The sequence below is a fragment of the Mesorhizobium sp. M7A.F.Ca.CA.002.05.1.1 genome (assembly GCF_003998335.1).
In the GTDB taxonomy this organism is placed as follows: domain Bacteria; phylum Pseudomonadota; class Alphaproteobacteria; order Rhizobiales; family Rhizobiaceae; genus Mesorhizobium.
The window spans coordinates 1-3753 of record NZ_RZQI01000602.1 but is presented as its reverse complement, the minus strand read 5'-3'; the positions used below and the strand labels follow the sequence as shown (position 1 = coordinate 3753).

Annotated in this window: 4 protein-coding genes; 1 reads left to right on the top strand and 3 read right to left on the bottom strand. The window is 59.2% G+C overall.

Annotated features, from left to right (window positions below; genetic code table 11):
• Both EN939_RS24830 and EN939_RS24825 read right to left on the bottom strand, forming a co-directional pair.
• A partial coding sequence (locus EN939_RS24830) for an anion transporter (RefSeq protein ID WP_164751198.1) occupies nucleotides 1-1189 on the bottom strand: 1189 nt, incomplete at its 3' end.
• Nucleotides 1190-1322: 133 nt separating this feature from the next.
• The gene (locus EN939_RS24825; RefSeq protein WP_127270455.1) at nucleotides 1323-2285 is read right to left on the bottom strand and encodes a glycosyltransferase family 4 protein; all 963 of its coding nucleotides are present in this window, start codon (nucleotides 2283-2285) and stop codon (nucleotides 1323-1325) included.
• A 397-nt stretch (nucleotides 2286-2682) separates the two neighbouring features.
• Here EN939_RS24825 and EN939_RS24820 point away from each other — a divergent pair, with 397 nt between their 5' ends.
• Entirely contained in the window at nucleotides 2683-3441 is a 759-nt protein-coding gene (locus tag EN939_RS24820; protein ID WP_127270453.1) for a glycosyltransferase family 25 protein, read from the top strand.
• Nucleotides 3442-3486: 45 nt separating this feature from the next.
• Here EN939_RS24820 and EN939_RS24815 read toward each other — a convergent pair.
• A partial coding sequence (locus EN939_RS24815) for a GGDEF domain-containing protein (protein WP_164751197.1) occupies nucleotides 3487-3753 on the bottom strand: 267 nt, incomplete at its 5' end.

Genomic DNA, 3753 nt, shown 5'->3' with positions numbered 1-3753 from the left:
GCGTTATCAGCGTCAGCGGCAAGCCGACCTTGAAAAAAGCGCCGAACGACAGCGTCGTGCCGGCGGCGCGTGCCTGTTCGGCGACGATCAGATTGGCGACCGAACCCAGCAGCGTGAAATTGCCGGCCAGTGTCGAGCTCATGGCGACGACCAGCCAGGCGCGCTCGGGGTTTTCCAGGCCGGGTATGAAAGGCCGCAGCGCCAGCACGGCCGGGACATTGCTCATGATGTTGGAAAGCACCGCGGTGAATCCGGACAGACGCCAGACATCGTCCAGCCCGAGGTCCTTTGCCGAGGCGATCATGTCTGGCGAAAGAAGCGTCTTTTCGGCGCCGGCGACGACCACGAACAGACCGGCGAACATGAACAGCAGCGGACCGTCGATCTCGCGGTAGATGCGTTCCGGCTTGATCGCCCGGGTAAGCAAGAGGATGGCGCCGCCGATGAGCGCGGCCTTGGCGACAGGCACACCGGCGAAGAAGGCGATTGCCAGCCCGATGCAGACCACCACCGCCTTCAGCACCTGCCCCTTGTGCATGCGGCCACGCGAGACCTCGGGCGTCAGTTGGACCGTTCGGGCGAATTCGGCCCGGTAGACGATGCGGATGATGACAACGACCGCGACGAGGCCGAAAAGGGCGACCGGAGCCAGCGCTGCCGAAAAGGCCGGATAGGAAATGCCCGACAGCGCGCCGATGACCATGTTTTGCGGATTGCCGGTGATGGTGGCGACGCTGCCGCAATTCGACGCGGTGGCGGTGGCGATCAGATAGGGGATCGGGTTGCGCTTGATCACACGGGTGACATGGACGACGATCGGCGCCATGACGAGGCAGATGGCGTCGTTGACCAGGAAGGCGGACAGCACGCCGGTCAGCAGCGTCACCATCACCAAAAGCATGAAGGGCGCGTGCGCGTGCTCGATGGCGATGGCGCCAAGGCCGCGAAAGGCGCCTGACACCTTCAGATGCGCCACCACGATCATCATGCCGAGCAGAAGCGTGATGGTGTCGAAATTGATCGCCCGGTAGGCATCCTCCATGCTGAGCGCGCCGATGGCGATCATCGCGGCCCCGCCGAGAAGCGCGATCCCCGCCCGGTCGAGGCGCAGGCCGGGGATGCGGCCAATTGCAACACCGGCGTAAGTCAGGATCAGGATCAGCAGTGCCGCCGCGCCCATCAATGTCATCGATAGAAGTCCTGCACAGTCTGTTTCCGCGCCGAAGCCCACCACCCACCCGGAGGCCATTCGGGTGCTCACCCTTTAACGCGATGTCGATCTGGATGCCAAACCGGCCGGGCAGACGGTTTCAGACGCCGGGCTAACGCAAATAGAAATCCAGCCTCTGTCGCACAGCTTGGGAAGAATAGATCTGTTCGAAGGACTCCCTCGCCCTTTTTCCCACTGTCGCCCGCAATGCCGGATCGGCTTTGAGATCGGCAAGGATGCGCAACGCCTGTTCAGTCGTCTCGAACAAGAAACCGTTTTCGCCATGCCTTATGTGGTCGGAATAGCCGCCATGGGAATGGCAGACCACAGGCAAACCGCAGGCCATCGCCTCCAACACGACGCGACCGAAGGTCTCCACATGCCAACCGGTGCGATAATAAAACACGTCGAGCGTCCGCAGAAACTCTTCGGCGGAAAATCGGCCGGGTGGGAACAGTTCGAGTTGCGGATGCGGCATGAGGCTGTCCTTGAGCCCTGCCCCGCCCTGAATCCGCAAGGCTGTGCCCTCGGCCAGCAATGTCTCGTAGAGGGGTATGTCATCGGCATGATGTTTGCCCGGCCCGTCGCGACTCAAGCGTCCGACGGTGAACGGACGATCCGAAGCCAGACGCCGGGGTGAAAAACGTTCGACATCGATCAGCGATGGATGCACGACGCCATCGACCCGCAGCATCCGTCTCTGAAAATCGGAAATCAGCACCAGTTCGGCGTCTGGCCAGTTCAGCATGCGGGGCATGCGCGTCGTCAGCGCGATGATTTTCGGGTGAAAGGTATTGAAGACATAGATCAGCCGGCGCGGCCGCGGGATCAGGTAAGGCCACACCTTGTTGCGCCAATGCGAGCCGAGAAAGACGTAGGTGCCGCCATTCGGGACATCCCACTTCGACAGCGAGACGCGGCGAATCGGGAAGTTCCGCATCAACTCGCCGGACACGCTGGAGGAGGTTGCCCACAGATGCACCTCGGAATCGGCACTCAACAGCCGGTACAGTTCCAGAGCTTCAAGGTCACTGCCGCCGAAGGGATCCTGAAAGCCGTTGAACAAATGGATCATGGTCGCTGCGCTTTGTTAGCTTGGCCGGCTGTTTGCCGATAGTGAAAATCTGGCCGTTGCCGTGCTGCCCACATGGCGATCGGTGGCCTTACTTGTGGCCGAGCAGAGCTAACGCAGCTGCTGAAAAATCGCTGTGAACAGAGATATCTACCTTCAGCTGGTATTTAGCTGCCCGAGATATCGGTCGCCCATTACGCAGGTTGCGTCAATACGGGGGCATTCGGTGAGTGCTAAGTCGTCCATCTATTGCTCAAAAACATCACTGGCAGCCTAAGCTGCGTCGCCTACCCCTTGCAGAGTCTCGCTATTTAGTTAAGCAAGTTATTTCAAGTTAGTTAAGCAAGTTATTTCAAGGTCAAGGCAGTAATTATCGACCGATAGCCTGTGGGGGGCATCAATGAAATGTATGGTTATTAACCTCGATCGGTCTCCCGATCGACTTGCCCATGTCACGGCTGAATTCGCGAAGGTTGGTGTTTCGTTCGACCGGGTTCCTGCCGTAGACGCGTTGCATCGACCGGAATTTGCTGCGACTTCACCAAGTTTAACTCCCACGGAAGCGGCTTGCCTTATGAGCCACAAGGTTTGCTGGACCATCATCGCAGATGGTGAGGATGCCTTTGGTGCGATCTTCGAGGATGATGTCCTGTTGTCCGAAGCAGCTGGCCCAATGCTTTCCGATGATGGATGGATTCCGGCCAACGCCGATATCGTCAAGCTGGAAACCTACCTAAAGAAAACCGTTATCGCGATGAAGCGCACCTGCGTCAGTCGGGTGTTTTCGGTTGTTAGGCTATATGGGTTCCACATCGGAGCGGCCGGGTACATCATTTCGAAGCAAGCAGCGCGCGATCTGATCGCCCGAAGTCTCGATGCGCCCGCCGATCACGTTATCTTCGATCCGTCGCTTCCGACATCGTCAAGCAAAGCGATCTACCAACTGTTGCCCGCACTGTGTGTGCAAAATGACCTTATTCGTGAGAAGGCCTTCGGGTTGACCAGCCTTCTTAGTGAGGAGCGGCTCGTGAGAGCCAGCGCAAATTCCGCTCCAAAGCGGAGTCCCGCGGAAAAGCTCCTGGTCGAAGCAAGGCGTATAAGTCGACAGATTTTCGATATCTGGCGCTTCAGGCGTGAGAAAACTATCTCTTTAGCGTGATGTCGGCAGCCAAAGCACTGCTGCGCGACGGTCCCGAGTCACCCATCAATGCACGGTGGCAACCCCGGGCAGAGGCGCCGGAGACGTTCCGGCCGGATCGAAGCTGACTTGATCGCGTCCGTTCGACTTGGCCGTGTAAAGCCTTTTGTCGGCAGCGGAGAAGATTTTCTCATAGGTGATCGGGCCGGTAAAGCTTGTGCCGCCGATGCTGACGGAAAGCGGACAAGGCCTGCCGCCGGGTGAGAATTCCATCTCCCTGATACGCCGGCGGATGCTTTCGGCGACCACCCAGGATTGCGAGGGGTCCACGCC

What these genes read in the sequence shown, in the direction of transcription:
- EN939_RS24825 (WP_127270455.1), bottom strand. Translation starts at nt 2,285, where the DNA reads ATGATCCATTTGTTCAACGGCTTTCAGGATCCCTTCGGCGGCAGTGAC.
- EN939_RS24820 (WP_127270453.1), top strand. Translation starts at nt 2,683, where the DNA reads ATGAAATGTATGGTTATTAACCTCGATCGGTCTCCCGATCGACTTGCC.